Origin of the sequence: Peribacillus aracenensis (assembly GCF_025175645.1) — a bacterium.
Classification (GTDB): Bacteria; Bacillota; Bacilli; order Bacillales; family DSM-1321; genus Peribacillus; species Peribacillus aracenensis.
Genome location: NZ_JANZMJ010000004.1, coordinates 97,658 through 116,901 on the forward strand (window position 1 = coordinate 97,658; position 19,244 = coordinate 116,901).

Consider the following 19,244-nt stretch of genomic DNA (forward strand, 5'->3'; position numbering starts at 1 on the left):
ATATAACATATATTATTAATTATTTCTTCCTTCCCCTTATTATCCTGTGCTCCCACATAATAGTAAAGTTTTTAATGCCTGACTGCCTATTACTAATTTTTCGAATTCGCTCTATTGGGGGGTTAGGAATTCAGAATATTCTGTCGAGGTTTATTGTGATATATTTTAATAAAGCAAAAAGAAGAAACGGCACATGATAAGGCCGTTTCTTCTTTTTGTTTACTGTTCCGTTAAAATGATCGGATCTTCTTTTGTAATGACGAGGGTATGTTCATATTGGGCGGAGAGTTTTCCATCTGCCGTTCTCGCTGTCCAGCCGTCTTGGTCCATTTTCATGTGCCATGTTCCCGCATTCAGCATTGGCTCGATCGTGATGACCATTCCCTCTTTTAGACGCGCTCCTTTACCTGGCTTACCATAATGCAGGACTGTTGGGTCTTCGTGCATGGTTTTACCGATTCCGTGCCCTGTAAAATCGCGAACGACAGAAAACTTTTCACCTTCTGCATATGACTGGATTGCATGCCCGATGTCCCCAAGACGATTTCCTGCCCGTGCAACTTCGATGCCTCTATATAAAGCATTCTTGGTTACATCCATTAAACGCTGAGCTTCATCGGAAACTTCACCGACTGCATATGTCCAAGCTGAATCCGCCAAACCTCCGTTAAGGTTCACCACCATATCAATCGTAACGATGTCTCCCTCTTTTAAGGCTTTCTTTTGCGGAAAGCCGTGGCATATTACATCATTCACTGATGCACACGTTGCATATTTGTAGCCGTTATAGCCCTTTTGTTCAGGTGTAGCACCATGCTCAGCCAAGTACTTATCGACAAATTCTTCGATTTCCCAAGTCGTGATGCCCGGTTTTATCATTTTTGCAATTTCTCTATGCGTCGCAGCAAGAAGTTTGCCCGCTTCATGCATCAAATTTATTTCTCGTTCACTTTTAATGGTTATCATTTAAAATCCTCTTTCGTTTTATAACTTTTCTGATTAAGACTCCTTATTTATCATATGCCTTTTTTTATATAAAAAGCAACCAAAAACCCGGTAAAAATCACCGGGTTCATTAATTCAAGACCTATTCCGTACCCGTAATTCCTAGAAAAATAAACTTTTGAATGAAAAATTGATAAAAATACGTTTATCCTTTACCCAAAATGATTATTTTTCAGGGGGGGTGAATTACCTACAACATATAATCACTATTAATTGTTCGAAAATTCTAAATAGGCCCATGGGCATTAATTGGATACAGATTCCCATTTAATGCGAATGAAACTCTTCCTGTTTCCTCTGATACGACCAATACAAGGGCATCACTTCGCTCAGATAAACCTAAAGCAGAGCGATGGCGTGTTCCAAGTTTTTTTCCCCCTGTTGATCTGTCTGAAAGCGGAAGGACATTTGCTGCGGATACAATTTGATTTTGACTAACCAATACAGCACCATCATGTAGTGGATTTCCAGGGAAAAAAATTGATTCCAATAAAGAATGGGTTAACTCCGCTCCTATTGAAATACCTGGTTGGATCAAAGAATCAAGAGAATCTCCCCGTTGAATAACAATTAACCCGCCATGTCTCAAGTTCGACAAATTTTGTACACAAATTGATAATTCGGGATATTTGTCCGTAAACGGTGACAAATAACAGTTCAAATAAAAGGTTGCTGCTTTCATATCGATGTATACGAATTTATCCTTTATTTTCTCGAAATTTCCAAGAAGACAATAATTTTCATCACCCATTGCTTCTAAGTTATCCTGTAATGACGATATTACTTGACGAATTTCCTCTTTTAACATTTGTTTCATTGGTGAAAAATCACAATTGCCATTAGTCACAGGCATGCACCTCCCTTTTATTTTTCACTCTCTTTTATTCAATAAATCTTAATTGGCTCTCTAAAAGAACATACTAATTTTCCCTAGCTCTGTTTGTACCTTGTTAAATTTATAATTATGAATGTACTTAAAGTTTGTCTTCAAGATAATTAATTATTCATCTTAACTATCAATCAGTAATGACTTCACATTTTTTTATGTCATATGGACAAGGTAAGTGAATAGATATGTAAATGACCTGTTGAAAGATATCTTATAATAAGAGGTGGTATTAAATGCCTTGCGTAACAGTATTTGACCAAGGAACGTTTGAAGTTGAAAATGGAAAAAAGTTAGTATTAGCATTGGAAGATCACGGTATTAATATTCTTCACCGATGCGGCGGGAAGGCTAAATGTACAACTTGCAGAGTGGAAATTTTGGCAGGTGATTTTTTGGAGGTCACACATAAAGAAAAAAAGATCTTTGAAGAAAAAGGGATGGAAGATCATTTGCGTTTATCTTGTCAAATTTACGTGAATGGGGACATAACCGTTCGGCCGATCAAGACGGTTGAGAACTCTGGACTTCATGCTGGGCCAAGGCCTGCAGACTAAATAGTAGTATAAAAAAACATCAAAATGACTAAAAATAGTTTTTCTAGTCGTTTTGATGTTCTTTATTTATAGTTAAATGATTTACTTCTTTTCCATGACCGCAAAGTAATTATCTTCATTATCAGCAAAATTGAAGACTCTTCCGGATGGCATATTCACAATTTCCCCGACTTTGATATTCTTCTCAGAAAAGTCTTTATATAATTCATCAAGATTATCCGAGTAAAACATTAACGAAGGTGTATTAAGATTTAATTCCGGCTGCATTTTAGCAATGAATTCCTTATTATGAAGGATGATACTCGTTTGCGCTTCCTTTGTTGGGGCTATTTCAATCCAACTTAGCCCTTGGCCGTTATCTTCTTCAGAAATTACACTAAAACCGAATTTTTCCGTCCAAAATTTCAATGACTCGTCTTGGTTATTTACATATAACATGATTTGACCGACTTTATTAATCATTTGCTTCTCTCCCTTTCTTCTGGCTCAGTTATTAATAAGTATAAGCATATTGTTGGTTGGAACTAGATAACTAATTGAATGGTATAATAAATACAAAATTTAATCAATATTTACCAAGATTCCATTTCCCGGCTTTTGGAAGTCAATTTCTTACGAATATTGCTTAATTATCACTTCTGCATGATCCAAGTAATCTGTATGTGCGAATTCCCTTCCAGATATTGCGCTATCACCGTTAATCGTTCCATAACTCCACCACTCTAATGGGAGTAAAAATTTGCAGGAGTAGCAGGACTTTTCGATTTTCCCCAGAACTTCTATACAGAGTATTTCTCAAAGGAGAGTGAAATGATGGTTCTATCGAAAGAGGGTTTGCTAAATATATTAGAAGGCAACAGGAGATTAACGATGCGGGTGGTTGAAGCCTTTCCTGAAGAGGAATTATTTAACTATACCCCGGCTGGGAAGCTTCGCCCTTTCGCAGAAATGGTTAAAGAAATCATGAACATTGAGACTGGATATATGCGTGGTATTGCACTTAGTGTTTGGGAGTATCCAGATTCGTTTGCTGGGATTTCCACCAAAGAGGAACTAGTTTCAGCATGCGAAGCGGTAAGGGCCGATACAAGGAAACTGTGGGAGGAAATGACTGAGGGAACGCTTGCAGTCGTGGAAAAGGATCCCTTTTTCGGTCCCTCACAAAGCCACTTTGATAGACTTCAATATGCTTTGGAAAATGAAATCCATCATAGGGGACAAGGGTATATCTATCTTAGAACGCTCGGAATTGAACCACCGGGATTTTTCGTCAGGTAATAATGAAACATGATGTCATTAAACTTGTAGCAACGAATAATAAATAAAAAAATAGGAGTGAGATAAATGTCAGTTGATGCATATCTTAATTTTAATGGGAATTGTCGAGAAGCAGTAGAGTTTTACGCAGAGGTTTTTGGAACGGAGCAACCAAATATCATGACCTTTGGTGAAACACCTCCTAATCCGGAATTTCCCCTTCCAGAAGAAGCGAAAAATTTAGTCATGCATACAAGGCTGAATATTAATGGAAGCAATGTCATGTTTTCCGATACTTTTCCTGGTATGCCCTTTGTTGAAGGTAACAATATCAGCCTGGCATATGTCGGTAATGATTTGGAAGAAATTAAATCGATTTTTAACAAACTAAGTGTAGGAGGCACGGTTGGTCTGGAGCTCCAAGAAACATTCTGGAGTAAAATTTACGGTCAGTTAACCGATAAATTCGGAATCAAATGGCAATTTAACTTCGAGAGCTAAGTAATGAAGATGAGCCTTTATTGATTAATCTTTAATTTGGATATAGGTCTTTTCACTGGTGAAAAGTTTCTATATCCTTTTTGTATTAATTTTTCGTTAACCCTTAGGGGATGCTATAAAGGTTTTCAGTTAAATGATTGGCTAGTAAAAATTGAATTCTCAAAATGGCTTTTAACTTTATCCTAACCCTTACATTATTTTCTTGGTTACTAATAAGGGTACGACCATAATTGCAAAAAACAAATTTCACTTATAACCTCAATAACTGAAGGGTTTAGTTATCGAAGACTTGCTAAATATGTAATCGAAAAGGAGAAATTATGAAAAATAAAATTCAAAAAATCACAACTAACTTGTGGTTTGATACTCAAGCTGAAGAGGCGGCAAAGTTCTACACTTCCATCTTCGGAAATTCAAAGATTGGAAGAATCACTCGCTATGGAAATGAAGGGAATCAAATCCACGGTAAGCAAGAGGGATCAGTGATGACCGTGGAATTTGAATTGGAAGGACAAGCATTTGTAGCATTGAATGGCGGTCCTCAATTCAAATTCACAGAGGCAATATCATTTATCATCCATTGCGAGGATCAAGAAGATGTGGATTATTATTGGGGAAAACTTTCCCAAGGCGGCGACGAAAAAGCGCAAGTGTGCGGTTGGCTGAAAGATCGATTTGGTGTTTCATGGCAAATTGTCCCTGCGGAACTAACCGAGATGGTAAACGACCCGAATCCTGAAAAATCGGAAAGACTAATGAAAGCGCTGCTCCAAATGAAGAAAATAGACATTAAAACTTTAAAGCAGGCGTATATAGGATAGGTATTCCAGGAAACAACTATCTCGTAAGTTGTGTTTATTCCAGAAGCGTATTTGAAGTAAATTAAGCCTATTTTCTTGGTACTTCAGGTGTGAAATTAGGTTTTGAGATTAAAATTTCCTTGAAGCTGTTAATCCTCATTTCCTGGCGATCCACCTTTTAGAAAGGCTGTTTTCGCATACTTTGTTCTATTTACCAAGTAAAGCGGTGTGGTTGATTTGCCCTCTCAGATGCTCGCTTTCCGCGGAGCGGGCGGTTGAGCCTCCAATCAACCTTAAATCGTTTAGTTTTTAAAAACAACAATCTTTACGAAAAGAGCCATTAGAAAAGAAAAACCTTATTGAGTATAATGAAATAAATGATCTAGATAGTTTTTAAGGGAGAATAGAAACGATGGACAATATATTTACACCAGCACTAGAGCGTGGCGATGAAATAATAGAAAGAAAAATCCGCTATGACTCCTTAGTTGTGGAATATAACTGTTTGCTGTTAAAAGCACAAAAGCAACATGTCGTGCTTTTTCATGAAATCATGGATTCGTTCACGATGGAAGCGGGACCTATAAAACTAACCATTCCTATAGGCAGTTATACGATTGCTCATTATTGGAAAGACCGTCCTTATAATTTATACATCTGGAGAGATAACGAAGGGCATTATTTAGGATCCTATTTTAATATTGTAAGGAATACATATATGGAGGATAAGTTGGTTTCCTTTGAGGATTTGATCATTGATATCTTGGTGCTTCCGGATGGGGCACATTTTATTTTAGACGAGGAAGAGTTACCTATGCCATTAGAGCAATATGAGAGTGGCTCTGTTAAACTGGCCCTAAACTCTTTGCTTGATTCCATTGATATTCTTCTTTCACAAACCATTTCAGAATCCGAGAAACTCTATAAACATAATGACCTCCTTCCATGGTTAAACAGTAAATGACAAACAACAAGCCTACTTCATTCAGTAGGCTTGTTGTTCTCCCTCACTCACCATCAGCTTGAGCCGATATACTGTCAAGCTCCTCAATGTTCTTAGATACCTTTGCACTGTATGAGTAATCACCGTAGCAATATGGGTATCGAAAATTCTCTTTGTCTCCGCCGCAATCATAAAGGGTAGGGTTTTTTTCGACCTGAAGCATGGAAAACTTCTTCGCAAGCTCCTCAGTATGCTTGCCGCCTTTATCCGCAACGAAATCAATATACCCAATTCCCATGTTATATGCTTGGATGATCGTGGCAAAATCCACGTCCTTTTCATTGCCATATTCATTGATTCTCTTAAAATGTTTCACTCCATACTTAATGCTTTCCGTTGGATCTGTGATCGTATTTGGATCAAGACCCGCTGACTCAGATGCCTGCATTGGGTCACCGCCCCGTCCCCGGCTTTCCTGCTGCATCAAAGCAATCAATGTCGAAGTATGCTCCTCAAGCCCGTATTTAGCCAGCTCGTCCCTGAGAAGTGAACTATACTTTTTCACGTTCGCAAAAGAATCAAGCGTATTTACTGATGTGGAAACATTTTCGTAATTGGGGGTTCGCATGATCTCCTTTAGTAGCAAAAATGCAAAGATGAGGATAAAAATGACAAAAACATTCTTTGATTTCTTACGTTTCTTCTTCACAATCTCTCTCCGTTATCTCTAGGTTATATATTTATATCTTAACAAATAGTAAGAGTAATAACTATTTAGAATACCAATTAAATGTTCTTGAAAAGGAGATTACTAGCATTGAATAAGTATTTTATCTTTAACTCTTAATTTAAACACAAGAAAACTTAAAAAGACCCGGTCACTCAGCGTATGTTTTTTCGGATAATGAGACACCCTAATGTGTGGAGGTGATATGTATGGATAGGAAGAATGATAAAGATGAAATCCTTGATGATAAAAAGAATAAAAATAGAAATGAGTTTGGGGCAGATCCTGATGAACAAGAAATGAATGGTCTGTATGGTATGTTGGAAACTGAATATGAAGATAAGCTTCATGATAAAGAAAAATAACGATTGGTTTCTTGAAATTTTGTTAAGCGCCTTGTATGGCGTTTTTTTAATGAGTGCATCTGTGTTGAACTTCTCGAATCTATTCTATAGGTTCGCATTTAGGCTATAAACGGATTTTTTACATATGCCACAATAAACGAAAACCCAGAAGGTCTTCGTTTTCTGCAAATGTGAATACGTTGGGTCATTAACTAAAAAGATACCATTAAAAGGGAGTGACTAAATGCTGCCACTCCCTTTGTTCAATTAGTATTGTGAAGATTGTCCGCCATCAATCGGAATGACTGCCCCGTTGATGAATTCTGATTCCCCTGATAATAAGAAAGCGACTAAACGGCCGACTTCTTCAGGTTTACCAAAGCGTTTTTTAGGATTCACACTGACGAAATCCGCCATTGCTTCTTCCCAATTCTCCCCGCCTATTTGCCTGAATGAACCTTCAACCATCGTTGTTAAGATTACTCCTGGTGCAATGGCATTAATGCTGATTCCGTATTGACCATATTCTATGGCAGCTGTTTTTGTTAATCCTGCTACAGCATGTTTACTTGCAACGTACGCAGCTTGGTTAAGCACAGCACGAATTCCGCCTACAGAAGCCACGTTCACCACTGCCCCTGATCCTTGTTCTTTCATGATTGGCAAGATATATTTCATGCCATAAAATACACCATTAATATTGATGTCCGTTACTTTGTTGAAAACGTTGCTATCGTATTCAGCCGTAGGTGCCTGTTTACCTTCGATACCCGCATTATTATAAAAGCCATCGACTCTACCATATTTGCTGACTGTTTGGTCTACATAGTTCTTGACTGCTTCTTCATCCGATACATCTGCAGTGATCAGAAGCACATCTGAATTTGGTGCAATTTCAAAGATTAATTTTTTTGTTGCCTCCAAAGATGCATCGTTTAAATCAACTAATGAAAGTTTAGCTCCTTCTTTAGCCATTTCCAATGCGGCTGCTTGTCCTAAACCTGATCCTGCACCTGTAATGATTACTACTTTGCCATCGAATCGTTTGTTCATATGCCAAAACTCCCTTTTTGAGTTATTTGGAAAATCATTTGATTATAATTTACCCCTTAAAGCTTAAGAATCCATCATCAACAGGAATGACTTGTCCATTAATGGCATCCGCTTTTTCAGAGAACAAGAACGTTACAACTTCAGCAACTTTTTCTGGCTGTATCAATTTTTTCCTCATATGAAGTTGTGCCAAACTGTCCAGGAACTCTTGATCATCACCAATGATCGGCGTTTCGATAAAACCTGGTGCAACACCGACAACACGAATCCCATATTGCGCAAGTTCAATTGCTCCAGATTTAGTCATGGCGATTACTGCAGCTTTTGCAGCATGGTAATTAAAGCTGCCGATTGAAACCATCGTCCCATATATTGAGGCTGTATTGACGATTGTAGCGCCTGTTACCCCAAGCTCCACCATCTTCCTTGCTGCATAATACATGCCATAATAAACACCGTGTTGGTCAACATCAACGACTCTGTGGTAAGACTCTGGATCCATCTCTAGAAATGGTTTTACTAGTCCAATTCCAGCGTTGTTGAAAATGCCGTCGATGGTGCCATGATTGGCAACTGCAGCTTCTACCATCGCTTCCACTTCTTCCGCTTTAGCTACATCCACTTTCACAAAAGAAGCCGTGCCTCCCTTTTGTTGAATGGCTTCAGCTGTTTCTTTAGCAGCAACATCATTGTAATCAGCCGCTACGACAATAGCTCCCTGTTCAGCTAATTTACATGCCGTTTCCTTTCCAATTCCGCTGCCTGCTCCTGTAATTACTATGACTTTTCCTTTTAAACTCATGTATTCGTCCCCCTATAATAAAGTTTATTGCTTATCAGATTAAAATGGCCCCTCCGTCAATTACAAGTTCTTGACCCGTAATGTGGCTGGAAAGATCCGATACTAAGTACATCATTAGATTTGCAATTTCCTGAGGCTCAGCATACCGACCATCCGGAGTCGTTGCTTCCAATTGTTTTCTAGCCGTTTCAGCTGCCGCGGAATCACCTTGGCCAAATCCGCTTTCAATCGACCGCATCATAGCCGTGTTGACGACACCTGGGCAGACGGCATTCACCCGTACACCATGGGGAGCAACTTCGACCCCAGCAGTTTTCGTCATTCCAAGAACCGCATGTTTACTTGCGCCATACGCCACCATGTTTGGCGTAGCGAGTAAACCAGCTCCAGAAGCTGTATTCACGACCGCTCCGCTTTTTTGTTCAATCATATAGGGCAATACATGTTTCAAGCCCAAGAAAACCCCACGTACATTTATTGACATTAATTGATCGAAAACTTCAGTAGGATAATCGATAAGTGGCATGATTTTGCCTTCCCACCCAGCATTATTCAGGAAAATATCGATTTTCCCATAAGAATCTATCGTTTTTTGAACATAATTTTTTATATCGTCTTCATTTGTAACATCGGCTTTAACGAACTTCGCTTCGCCGCCTTTTTCTTTGATTTCATTTACCGTTAACATTCCAGCCTCTTCAGAAAGGTCAACAACAACCACTTTGGCACCGTTTTCTGAAAGTGTAATAGAAGCCGCCCGGCCGATACCCCCGCCGCCGCCGGTAACAATTGCTACTTTTTCTGTAAAATCAAATGCTTGCATAATATTCTCCCTTTCTCCCTTTAATCTTGGTGATGATCTTCTTGTTTGAATACGATTACATCATAACACTATTTTTGTCGATTGTCGACAATTTGCTTTTAGAGTCAAAGACTCTACATCACTCCACGATTCAGAGCTTCATGAATTTCATTTTTTGCCTTAACGAAATCGTCTTCGAGAATGCCCTCAATAGACATTTTTAATCTGAAATGGAAATTTTCCATCGTTTCTGTATTCCATTGACTTTGGGCAAAAACCATGAGGATATGACTGGCTTCCTCAAAAAATCTTGATAATGCTTTGTTATTAGCGATTGTAAAAATATATCGAAATATCTGTTCAGCTTTTTTTTGATACTCGATTACATTACTTTTCTCACACTCATCCGTTGCACTTTCCAAATGCTTTCGTAATGATTGCTTATTTTCTTCGTGCCACCTTCCTTGGGAAAACTCAATGCCCATCTGGATCAGCCCGATCGTAACATCATTATATTCAATGATTTCCTTTTGTGAGAATGGCTTGACGATCGTTCCCCGCCTCGGTATCCTCTCAACAATTCCGTCAACCTGCAATAAATAAAGCGCCTCGCGTACTGGTGCACGGCTCGTATTCAATTCTTTGGAAATGTCTTCTTCGACGATTTTCTCTCCAGCTTCAATTTCCCCTTCAATGATTTTTTTTAAAATGTGTTTGGCGATTTGTTGTGGTAACGATTCCCCAAAATAAATGCCATCTGTCAAATTGGAAGTATTTCCAAACATCTTTCAGCACTCCTATACTTCTAATAATTGATTTTAGTTCTATTAGTATAACATATGGATAGGAATTAACTTCCTAAAAAATTACACCCCTTAATGTTAACCCACTAAGAAAAACGTTTTAAACCATGTGTGGCACAGAATGAAAAGTTGACCGAATGCTTCTTCGAAGATTTAACGATCCCACTGAGCTTAATGTTACATTCAACAGATTTGAGCCCCTTTTATAGAAAGGGCTCTATGGTGGACTCTTTTATTCCACTAGCCTAGGTTTAGCTGGATCGCAGTTTGGCTTTTCTGTGTCTGTCGATTCAGCGAGTTTCGTTAAATAATAACATTCTTCACGCCACATATGATCTGCCATTAATGGCGAGAACGTTCCGAGAGCCTGCGCACTGAGATCAAGCTCCTCCACTTCAAGCAGAAAGTGCTGAAATAATTTAATTTCCAATGTAACGTCCTGATTCATTTTTTCCAATGCTGGGAATGTTGACAGATTGGTTCGTAAATATCCAGCCATTTCAACAGCTTTTAAATAAAAATCATTAAAATGTTTTTTATATTGGTCACTTTTCTCCTTTAATCTTTTTTCAACATCATCCATATTGGATGAAATTGCACTTGCATGCCCCGCTGCATCTAAAAGCCAAAGCAAGTGATGATGAAGTTCATGGAAAACAGGCGGCATTTGATTTGAATTGAAGTATTTCAATAATCTTAAATATTCTTCTAATTCGTTCACCATATGATTAATGAATGAAGGTGAAAGATGTATTTTTATTTTACCAACCAGATGTTCTTTAAGTAGGTATAGCTTAAACTCCCGAAACCTTAATGCCTCTTTTTCAGCCATGGCCGTTAGTTGCGAAATCTCTTCTGAATTGGCTTTACCAAGGAGATTATCAAAAATTCGAATGAATTCTGAGGCAATTTCAATGTTTTCCACTTCAACCGGAGCTAAAGACTCATGGATGAACCTGCCATGGTCCCCTAAGATTTGCAGCCAAAACCGATGCTCGAATCTCGCCGTTTTTTCCAAAAACTCGTTCATTCGCTCTCCCCCATAATTCAAAGTATCGAAACTCACTTATAATTTGTATTCTAAAGCCTGCAAACTTATTAATATAAATTGTATGGTGGCGTTACAAAGCTTAAACTTGATCCTTTACCCGCTGGAATGTTTACACCCCAAGAAATTAAAGTGTTATTTGAAGTAGATACTTCATTCACCTGATTATTACGCTTTAATCCGATATGCTCCGCAGTGAGTCAAACGTGTGCATACCCTCCACAAAAACGGACATTTTAGCACTTGTTTAGCTCCCTGGCAGTTATCTGCAAATACAAACATCATATTTGTATTGATTTAACGGTTCTGGTTGTGGTAAAGTTTGTAAAATTCTGATCGTTTGGAGGAAGGTAGATTGCCAAAGGAAATTAAGAAATACATTGACTGTCCAATGGTGAAAATTCCAGGGGGAGAAATAGAATTAAGGGACGATAGAATTAAAAGCAAATGGAATGCTGAAATAAGACCATTCCTTCTTGCCCGTTATCCTGTTACTACGGAATTCTACTATGCTATTACAAATAAATCGCCTAATTCTTTTGATCTAAATCTAAAACCTGTTGTGAATATTTCTTGGAATGATGCAATTTCTTTTTGTAATCTGCTTTCACAGAAAGCCGGACTGTCAGAGTGTTATTCTAAAAATGGTGAAAACATAGTTTGTAATTGGGAATCAAGCGGTTTTCGACTTCCATCAGAAGCAGAGTGGCAATACGCATGTAAAGCTGGGACTGCTGGTTACAGATATGGTGAGCTGAATAAGATTGCCTGGTATAACGAAAATTCAGGGGGCATAATCCATGACGTAGGAACAAAGGAATCGAATCCATGGGGGCTGCATGACATGTTAGGGAATGTTTGGGAATGGTGCTGGGATTTATATGATGAACAAGTATACGGCACCTACCGTATTTTTCGAGGTGGTAGCTGGGCTGAGGATGCCAGGGGTGTTGGAGCTTCATGTCGTCGGCGCAGCCATCCTACTTTTCGCATAGACGACCTAGGATTCCGTCTTGCCAGGTCTTTTTAATTTCAGCAATCAAGCCAACTTAATTCAAGGTTTTACAGTTTTACTAACGGATAATAGGAGTGAAAACAGAGTGATCAGCTATATTTATTTGTGATGAACCAAAAAAAAGAAGCAGGTTCAACAAAAGGAGCGATTAGAGGTTAAATTCAGAAAAAAGAATCGTCTTACATGTATTTTAGCCGTATTGCTATTCATATTTCTTTTCAGTTTTTTTGGTTGGATTCCAATTGTGAACAAAATAAAAAACCTGATAATTTTTCAGGTTTTTAATATTTTCATCATTCGATTACCAGAGAAATGCGAGAAAAACTAAAGATGCAATTGCCCCAAAGGCAAATCCATTTGCAGCACCCCAACCAAATCCTGTATTAAAACCTCCATAACCAAACCCACCAAGATTTCCGCCACCGTCAAATGGACGAATATATACACGGTTCGGCGTAACCCGGTGTATGATTCCCCGATGAACGGTTCCTCTACTTGTACGAATTTCAACCGGCCTTCCAACACCTTGCCTGCATTTATGATAATAATTATGATAACCCATTTTACACTCCCCTTGTCCGTCGATTATACATCGTATGCATTCGGAGACTAGCCTGCATGAATTAAATACCCACCAAACCTTTAAAAGTCTTTCCCATATTCCCTGCCAATGATTAAACACTCTTTGATACCGAAGCATAAAATACATTTATACATGTACCAAAGGAGATTATGCCATGAACCACTCATACCAAGACGCACTAGCCATAATTGGAATTGAAGGGGCACACCCTGGTGGATTTGAACTGACTAAGCAGCTCTTGAAAAATGAAGAACTCGATCATACGTCAATAATCCTTGATGCCGGATGCGGAACTGGGCAAACCTCATCTTACTTGGCACAAACGTTTCTTTGCCAAGTATCCGCGCTTGATCATCACCCAGAGATGGTGAAACATGCAAAAAAAAGATTCCAACAAGCTAATTTAAGCATTGACCTATATAAGTCTTCAATTGAAGAACTGCCTTTTGACAATAATTCTTTTGATTTTATCATAGCCGAATCAACGATTGCATTCACGGATATACCAAAATCGCTCGGTGAATTTTTCAGGGTCCTTAAATTAGAAGGAACTTTGTTATCCATTGATATGACAGCAGAAACCAGCCTTGATTCTGCCTCAAAAAAAGAAATCATGGACTTCTATAAATTAAGAGAATTATTGACGCAATCCGAATGGTTAAAGGCCTTCCAACAAAACGGATTTACAGATTCAAAAATCTTGAGATCGAGTACCGTCTTAGAGGAATTAATGAATTCTTCAGCATCAAATAGCCTCGTTCAGCCATTGAGTGAATCCTTGGAACGAGTCATGGACGAACATTACCGCCTCATTCTATCTTATGGACACAGCCTCGGATATAGAGTATACAGAGCAAGTAAAAAGTAGGGCATTTATAATGCATGACGCAGCTCAAGTTTGTCAGGAATCATGAACACAATAAAAAAAACCTAGAACAAGTTCAAGGTTTAATGGGATGGTTCCACCTTAGGCTATGATCTTTACACAATTTCGTCCATTCTTCTTTGCGGCATATAAGGCTTGGTCAGCCCGTGGCATCAATGTTTTGATGGATTGGCTTCGATCACCAGCTTCAATTAAGGCATGTGTCACCCCGAAACTGCAGGTAACGGAAATCTTCTCTTCGTTAACAACTGCAATGCTTGCAGAAACTTTTTCCCTTATAATATCGGCCAACTCATATGCAGTGGCTAAAGCGGTATCCGGCAAACATATGATAAATTCTTCACCGCCATAACGCGCCAATAGATCGCCTTCCCGAATGTGTTCCTTTGCAGTATTTGCAACAAGCGTTATGACTGCGTCCCCTGTTTCATGTCCAAAAGAATCATTTACATCTTTGAAATGATCGATATCGAACATGATGACTGAAACACTGCCGCCTTCCATGCTTAGTTCATCGAATAACATTTCCGATTTATTAATGAAAAAGGTCCTATTCAATATTTGGGTTAATCCGTCCAAGCTGGCCAGTTGTTTCAACTTTTCCAGCATAAGAACTCTTTCAGTTACGTTGGCGAAGGTGATGATCTGTCCGATAGGCAGGTTACTTTTGTTGAGCACAGGTGAAAAACCAATATGATAATGTACCATATTACCATTTAGGCTGCAATTAAAATCACTGTCTTGCTTAAGGTCGATTATTTCCCTAAGATGATGATTCCCATTTAGCAGACTTGTAATCGATTTACCTATGGAATGTTCATCCAACATGGGTATGACTTTGCGCATTCCATGGTTATAGTCAACAATCAAACCCTGTTGATTTAAAACGATGACACCCTCTTTCATACTTTCAAAGACAGTTTCCCGAGCGATCGGGGCTACATTGAACATTTGAAAAGTCAAAAGTGCCGCACCATGAAAGATAAACGTGATACTCATGGATACAGGACCAAGATCGATACCATATGTGCTTAATCCGTTGATATAATAGTAATTTGCCATTATAGGAATAATAAGACCTGCCACCATCATTGATATTTGCATCCTGAATCTGAATGAGGATTTTTTCACTTGCTTTAGCAATATGATTATACTTAACATGACACATAAAAAAAGGAAAAGGGAGTGGACGTAAAACCAAGGGCCCCCCACCAGCTTAATAATTGGAAAAGGACTATTGCTTCTCAATTCCATTGATTTGTAATACAAGTGATGAAGGCCGTTTGTATAATGCATGAAAATGGTGATGAACGGAATGATGAAAAGGGCATATTGCCAGACCTTCTTCATTCTCTGCCCAACATATTCAAGGCACATCAACAAAAGGAATACTGGGATGAATGGTAATGCCAAGTACTCGACCCTTAACCAAAATATGATTTGTTCCAAAGATGTACTGGAGAGTTCGAAAGCATAGGAAAAAGTAAAAATGGAAGACAAAAATGTCACGAAAATATAGGGTTTTGCTCCAGGTGCATCCTTGATCCTTAACTGTGCAAATAAACACAGGAACAAGCTTAAAACACCTGCCATTATAACTACGAGTATGTATAACAATAATTCCCGTGGCAATCCGATCAACTCCGTTTAACAAAAAATACTTTTTCCGTATATTATATAGCACTTTATGCCTAAGTGACCAGAGTTTATTCAGGGAATTCTGAATTTTAAACGCCAGGATTTTATAAACACGCCATATTGGGAAGCCATTTACTAGCTCCCCAAACCGACGTACCTAAAATACCCGTTTTCAAACAAAAAAACCTGCCTCATCACTGGAACGTGAGTGGCAGGGTTTCCAATTAAAATGTAAATAAAGGCTCTTTTCGTAAAGATTGTTGTTTTTAAAACAAAACGCTTTAAGGTTGATTGGAGCGGAAGTGCGAGACTCCTGCGGGAGCAACGGGACAGGTGAGACCCCACAGGCGTATACGCCGAGGAGGCTCACCGCCCGCCCTGCGGAAAGCGAGCATCTGGAGGGGAAATCAACCACACCGCTTTACTTGGTAAATAGCAACAAAGTATGCGGAAACAGCCTAAATAAATGAAATATTTTGATGCGGATTATACCTTTTCTGTTACTGCTGTGAATCGCTTTAAGAATGTGAGTATTTTTTGATAGACGGCAATTTCATTTTCTTTTTTGGAAAACCCATGTCCTTCATCTTCCAGAAGCATATAATCGACATCTCTTCCTTTATCCTTCAACGCTTTAACGATTTGATCTGATTCTGCTTTGACGACACGGGGATCGTTTGCTCCTTGAATGACAAGCATTGGCTTTATCATATATTCTAAATAGGTGATAGGCGAATACTCGATTAGTTTTTCTTTATCTTTTTCCGGATTTCCTACCCACTGATCCATGACTGGCTTCCATTCTTCTGGAACGGAATTGATAAATGAGAAGAGGTTGGATGGTCCGAAAATATCGACAACCGCTTTAAAATAATCCGCATGTCGTCCGTGTAGCAGAAGTGCCATATACCCTCCGAAGCTTCCGCCCATCAATAGAATGTTGCCTTTTTTTGCATGCCCTTGGTCAATGAGCCAATCAAGGCCGGCTACATTATCAAGTCTTGGTCCATTTCCCCAATCTCCTTCCACCATTTTCGTGAATTCCAAACCATAACCAGTAGAACCGCGGAAGTTTGGCGCAAAAATACTGTAACCATGATTCAGGAAAAATTGAAATGATGCCCTAAAGGACTTCCGTTCTGCCGCTTGAGGACCTCCATGTGGCCAAAAAATGATTTCACCATTGTCAATTTCCTTTTTTGCCCTGAAAAATAATGATTCGATCTCCAGGCCATCAAAGGAAGGGTATGTAATGATGTCCGGTTCAACCAATTCATCGGCATCGACGCCAGGAACAGTATATTTAGTTAATGATACCCACTCATCACCTGTTTTTTTATAGATATTATGAGGCTTTGTTGCGCTCATGCCAAATAAGTAAAGGGTTCCAGATGCAGTAACCTCAAGTTTATTAATGACGCTGCACGGCACGGGGATATATCTCCAATCTTCATTTTGCAGATTGAACTCATATAATCGATCTTCTACACCCTTTTGACAGGTTATATATAATAGTTGATTCTCTTTACTATATTTAATGGCAGTAAAACTCTCATTCTCCAATTCTTTAACTTTACTGAATTTGTTTGTTTCAAGATTGTATGAAGCCAAATAGGTAAAGTCCGAATCATAATCAGTCAATAAATATATCATCGAATCCGAAACAAAAACACCATCATTCACTGTATGTTGTTTCTCGGAGGGCGGAGTGAGCAGGAAATCTTCGTTCTCTTTTTTTGCATAGAGAAGGGTATTTGTATTAGCAAAGTGTTTATAGTAAAGTAAGGTTTCTTCATCTGGGCTGAAGCCAAATAAATACGTCGCTGCGTCTTTCCCCTCGAGTACCAGCCTCTCCTGTCCTGATTCTAAATCTAAACAATAGGAATTTAGAAAGGTAGGATTTCCTCTGGATGTCGTGTAATAGAGCTTTTTACTGTCATTCGATAATTTTGGCATGAAATTACGTGTATTTTCATGATGGACGATTTCCTTCATTGCCCCGCCATTCAAAGGAATCCCGTAAAACTGGGTATTTTCATTACCGTCTTGATCGAAACCAGCAATTATAAACCGGCTCTTCTTATCATATATCAGCTCTTGGCAGCTCTGATCAATGGTTGTAAGCGGATAAGGAAAGGAGTTTGGCAAATCCATTCCCCATAAATTATACTTGCCGCTCAAATTAGTACTGAAAACCAGATGTTTTTCATCTGGACTTACAGCAAAATCAGCAATGGAAAAGGTTCGTAAAAATTGCTCAACATCAGGTTTCGGAAAAGTGATCATCATTGGCAGCCCCTCACATTATAATATAAAGAAAAATCTGTAATTAACTATACCATATTTTTCCTTATCAGTATACGTATGCCTTCAGTTTATGGAAGTAGAGAATTCTAGTTCATTATTCTGGTATAAAAATTATATAACTTTTTTACTAAGACTCTAATCGGGAATAAACGTTTCTTCCGATGTATGCTAATTCTGAAGTCATCGGGGCATCGTTTTGTCATCCGATAGAATGATGGAATAGGTAAGTTCAAATACGAAAAAAGCTTAAGGGCATTGGGCTCTTAAGCTTTTTAAGCATCAATCGATATATCTTCTTGCTCCTGCATATTCCTCTCCGTATCCCGATGTTTTTATTTCATCTATCCTTACATGTGTCGAGCTGTTTGGCGAATGGATCATTTTGCCGTCACCAATATATATTCCTACATGATGGACCTTTCCTGTCCCTTTATCATAGGCAAAAAATAGTAGATCACCTGGTTGAAGGTTTTCTTGCTCCACCTTTTTACCATATTGCGCTTGAATGGATGAGTCCCTTGGGATCGTTATTCCATTAGCATGGTACATTGTATAGGTAAATCCAGAACAGTCAAATCCAAATCCGGACATTCCAGCCCATAGGTATGGAAGCCCTAAAAATCCCTTTCCTGTTTCAACGATGTCCTTACCGGTTGGAGCTGGTATTTGATTTTCATTTTGGTAGACGGAAACATCCTCCTTTTCTATCCATTTTGCTCCATTACTCGGTGTCATCACCTTCACTTTATCCTTTTTAACCTGTAATAGCGGGAGGCGGGTATCGAAGCTGACCTCCATGAATTTTGACCGAAGTTTCGAACTCGAATAAAGCCAAGTCTTCGGGGCATTTACAAGGGCAAATCCTCGCTTAAATTGCTTCTCAAAAGAATTTCCGTCTTTTAATTGTGCCTTTGGCATCCATCCTGGATAACCAATATCATTTCGGGGCGTCGGTTGATTGGAAACGGCTACTTTCACCCATTCACCCCGTTCTTCTAAAATCGTCACTTTTGAACCATATAAAGCTTGTGTTTCCAGGTTACCTACAAGCCATAGCTTGTCTTCATAATTCATCGAGCCGATCCAGGCATTCAAATCAACGGGATTCGATGCAGAAGGAGCATCGATATCCCTTAATAATCCCGACTCCGTCCAAAGAGTGGCCACAGCTACATCTACATAGGCAATTCTCTCCTTCTCTTTTGAACTAGCTTCATTGGGACTGAAAACTAAAATACCGAGAGTAAATAAAGATAGCACCACAACTGTTAACCTTTTCAAAATAAT

Annotated in this window: 21 protein-coding genes; 8 read left to right on the forward strand and 13 right to left on the reverse strand. The window is 38.8% G+C overall.

Features of this window, described 5'->3' with window-relative positions; all coding sequences use genetic code 11:
• Nucleotides 1–219: 219 nt before the first annotated feature.
• Together map and cdaS are read right to left on the reverse strand one after the other, a co-directional pair.
• On the reverse strand, nt 220–966 hold the full coding sequence (gene map, locus N0M92_RS06165) for a type I methionyl aminopeptidase (RefSeq protein ID WP_192204779.1): 747 nt from the start codon (nt 964–966) through the stop codon (nt 220–222).
• Nucleotides 967–1,231: 265 nt separating this feature from the next.
• The gene (gene cdaS, locus N0M92_RS06170) at nt 1,232–1,858 is read right to left on the reverse strand and encodes a sporulation-specific diadenylate cyclase CdaS (protein ID WP_397443810.1); all 627 of its coding nucleotides are present in this window, start codon (nt 1,856–1,858) and stop codon (nt 1,232–1,234) included.
• Between the two features lie 269 nt (nt 1,859–2,127).
• Between cdaS and N0M92_RS06175 the strand changes: the two genes are divergently transcribed.
• A complete protein-coding gene (locus N0M92_RS06175) occupies nt 2,128–2,448 on the forward strand; it encodes a 2Fe-2S iron-sulfur cluster-binding protein (protein WP_260284926.1) in 321 nt (106 codons plus the stop codon).
• An 81-nt stretch (nt 2,449–2,529) separates the two neighbouring features.
• Here N0M92_RS06175 and N0M92_RS06180 read toward each other — a convergent pair whose 3' ends face one another.
• A complete protein-coding gene (locus tag N0M92_RS06180; protein ID WP_260284927.1) occupies nt 2,530–2,910 on the reverse strand; it encodes a VOC family protein in 381 nt (126 codons plus the stop codon).
• 348 nt (nt 2,911–3,258) lie between these two features.
• Between N0M92_RS06180 and N0M92_RS06185 the strand changes: the two genes are divergently transcribed.
• From N0M92_RS06185 to N0M92_RS06200, 4 genes are all read left to right on the forward strand, one after another.
• On the forward strand, nt 3,259–3,726 hold the full coding sequence (locus tag N0M92_RS06185) for a DinB family protein (RefSeq protein ID WP_260284928.1): 468 nt from the start codon (nt 3,259–3,261) through the stop codon (nt 3,724–3,726).
• 66 nt (nt 3,727–3,792) lie between these two features.
• Nucleotides 3,793–4,206, forward strand: coding sequence for a VOC family protein (locus N0M92_RS06190; protein WP_260284929.1), 414 nt, complete (start codon nt 3,793–3,795; stop codon nt 4,204–4,206).
• Nucleotides 4,207–4,526: 320 nt separating this feature from the next.
• On the forward strand, nt 4,527–5,027 hold the full coding sequence (locus N0M92_RS06195; protein WP_260284930.1) for a VOC family protein: 501 nt from the start codon (nt 4,527–4,529) through the stop codon (nt 5,025–5,027).
• Between the two features lie 391 nt (nt 5,028–5,418).
• Entirely contained in the window at nt 5,419–5,970 is a 552-nt protein-coding gene (locus tag N0M92_RS06200; protein ID WP_260284931.1) for a DUF402 domain-containing protein, read from the forward strand.
• A gap of 43 nt (nt 5,971–6,013) precedes the next feature.
• On the opposite strand, the gene N0M92_RS06205 is transcribed toward N0M92_RS06200, so the two are convergent.
• On the reverse strand, nt 6,014–6,658 hold the full coding sequence (locus N0M92_RS06205; RefSeq protein ID WP_260284932.1) for a lysozyme family protein: 645 nt from the start codon (nt 6,656–6,658) through the stop codon (nt 6,014–6,016).
• 227 nt (nt 6,659–6,885) lie between these two features.
• Between N0M92_RS06205 and N0M92_RS06210 the strand changes: the two genes are divergently transcribed.
• On the forward strand, nt 6,886–7,041 hold the full coding sequence (locus N0M92_RS06210) for a DUF4021 domain-containing protein (RefSeq protein WP_192204772.1): 156 nt from the start codon (nt 6,886–6,888) through the stop codon (nt 7,039–7,041).
• A gap of 246 nt (nt 7,042–7,287) precedes the next feature.
• On the opposite strand, the gene N0M92_RS06215 is transcribed toward N0M92_RS06210, so the two are convergent.
• The 5 genes from N0M92_RS06215 to N0M92_RS06235 all read right to left on the reverse strand — a co-directional run bounded on the left by N0M92_RS06215 (nt 7,288) and on the right by N0M92_RS06235 (nt 11,510).
• Nucleotides 7,288–8,073, reverse strand: coding sequence for a glucose 1-dehydrogenase (locus N0M92_RS06215; RefSeq protein ID WP_260284933.1), 786 nt, complete (start codon nt 8,071–8,073; stop codon nt 7,288–7,290).
• A 49-nt stretch (nt 8,074–8,122) separates the two neighbouring features.
• The gene (locus N0M92_RS06220) at nt 8,123–8,875 is read right to left on the reverse strand and encodes an SDR family NAD(P)-dependent oxidoreductase (protein WP_260284934.1); all 753 of its coding nucleotides are present in this window, start codon (nt 8,873–8,875) and stop codon (nt 8,123–8,125) included.
• 34 nt (nt 8,876–8,909) lie between these two features.
• The gene (locus N0M92_RS06225; RefSeq protein ID WP_260284935.1) at nt 8,910–9,698 is read right to left on the reverse strand and encodes an SDR family NAD(P)-dependent oxidoreductase; all 789 of its coding nucleotides are present in this window, start codon (nt 9,696–9,698) and stop codon (nt 8,910–8,912) included.
• Between the two features lie 113 nt (nt 9,699–9,811).
• Complete coding sequence (locus tag N0M92_RS06230; RefSeq protein ID WP_260284936.1) at nt 9,812–10,462, reverse strand: GntR family transcriptional regulator; 651 nt, start codon at nt 10,460–10,462, stop codon at nt 9,812–9,814.
• A 250-nt stretch (nt 10,463–10,712) separates the two neighbouring features.
• Nucleotides 10,713–11,510, reverse strand: a complete 798-nt coding sequence (locus N0M92_RS06235) for a DUF2935 domain-containing protein (protein ID WP_260284937.1) — start codon at nt 11,508–11,510, stop codon at nt 10,713–10,715.
• Nucleotides 11,511–11,919: 409 nt separating this feature from the next.
• Here N0M92_RS06235 and N0M92_RS06240 point away from each other — a divergent pair, with 409 nt between their 5' ends.
• Nucleotides 11,920–12,558 carry a formylglycine-generating enzyme family protein gene (locus N0M92_RS06240; RefSeq protein ID WP_260285060.1) on the forward strand — a complete coding sequence of 213 codons (639 nt, stop codon included), beginning with the start codon at nt 11,920–11,922 and terminating at the stop codon, nt 12,556–12,558.
• 286 nt (nt 12,559–12,844) lie between these two features.
• On the opposite strand, the gene N0M92_RS06245 is transcribed toward N0M92_RS06240, so the two are convergent.
• Nucleotides 12,845–13,105: a hypothetical protein gene (locus N0M92_RS06245; protein ID WP_260284938.1), complete on the reverse strand. Its 261-nt coding sequence runs from the start codon at nt 13,103–13,105 to the stop codon at nt 12,845–12,847.
• Between the two features lie 175 nt (nt 13,106–13,280).
• Here N0M92_RS06245 and N0M92_RS06250 point away from each other — a divergent pair, with 175 nt between their 5' ends.
• On the forward strand, nt 13,281–13,994 hold the full coding sequence (locus N0M92_RS06250) for a class I SAM-dependent methyltransferase (RefSeq protein WP_260284939.1): 714 nt from the start codon (nt 13,281–13,283) through the stop codon (nt 13,992–13,994).
• 99 nt (nt 13,995–14,093) lie between these two features.
• Here the strand turns inward: N0M92_RS06250 and N0M92_RS06255 are convergent, their stop codons facing one another.
• From N0M92_RS06255 to N0M92_RS06265, 3 genes are all read right to left on the reverse strand, one after another.
• On the reverse strand, nt 14,094–15,644 hold the full coding sequence (locus N0M92_RS06255; protein ID WP_260284940.1) for a histidine kinase N-terminal 7TM domain-containing diguanylate cyclase: 1,551 nt from the start codon (nt 15,642–15,644) through the stop codon (nt 14,094–14,096).
• Between the two features lie 492 nt (nt 15,645–16,136).
• On the reverse strand, nt 16,137–17,936 hold the full coding sequence (locus tag N0M92_RS06260; protein ID WP_260285061.1) for a S9 family peptidase: 1,800 nt from the start codon (nt 17,934–17,936) through the stop codon (nt 16,137–16,139).
• A 300-nt stretch (nt 17,937–18,236) separates the two neighbouring features.
• A complete protein-coding gene (locus N0M92_RS06265; protein ID WP_397443816.1) occupies nt 18,237–19,244 on the reverse strand; it encodes a C40 family peptidase in 1,008 nt (335 codons plus the stop codon).